At 47.7% G+C, this 749-nt stretch carries 1 protein-coding gene; it reads right to left on the bottom strand.

All coding sequences use genetic code 11. The annotated features are described in order from the left end of the window. Positions 1 to 749, bottom strand: a 749-nt coding sequence (locus GMD1S_RS08515) for a glycosyltransferase (RefSeq protein WP_000327139.1), incomplete at both ends; no start/stop codon positions are given.

Here is a 749-nt window from a genome sequence, read left to right as displayed (position 1 = left end):
CAAATAGTTGAATCATGCAGGACCTCCTCTATCGTTTTCTTCCACTTGTCCCTTACCTTATCTGTTAAAAATTCTCTAGCTAGGTCATAAGATGCTGTTCGCATATCTGGCAAATGATTTTCCTGATAGAGCTGGCAGATCTTTTCCGCAAAGGATCTTTTAATCGCCGTTTCAACATGGTCATCCGAACTTGGGATCAAGTAGCCATTTTGACCATCCTTGATAAAGGTCTGGTTTCCATAAGGCACATCAAAGCCAATCAGGGGCAAGCCTGAACCAACTGCCTCCATCAAGGTCAGACCAAAGCCTTCGCTGGTTGAGGCTGTCAGATAGACCTCATACTGGGGATAGATCTGAGCTAGATCTGCATGCCCTTTGAGCTGGATATAGTTCTCCGCTTGGTGAGCCGTGATGATTTCCCTTAAAAGAGATTCCTCACCCCCACTGCCATAAATGTCAAAGGTGAGCTCTGGGAGGACTTGATGCGCCTGGATAACCGCCTTGACGAGCCAGTCAATGTGTTTTTCCTTGGCCAGACGCGAAGCCGTAATGAGAGAAAAGGGCTTGCGTTCCCTAGCAGGCTCGGTCAGCTGATCTATGCTCCCAACTGGAATCGTGACGATTCGTGGGCGATGCTGGCTGTACTGGGCAAATTGACCTTCGAGAACTTCCTTCTGCCGATCCGTAGACACGATAAAGCAATCGACCTTGTCCGCATTTGTAAACTGATACTCATAGTAGTTGTTCCA

This window comes from Streptococcus sp. GMD1S, assembly GCF_000296875.1.
In the GTDB taxonomy this organism is placed as follows: domain Bacteria; phylum Bacillota; class Bacilli; order Lactobacillales; family Streptococcaceae; genus Streptococcus.
Note: the sequence above shows the minus strand (reverse complement) of the source record. Positions and strands in the feature narration are given on the sequence as shown.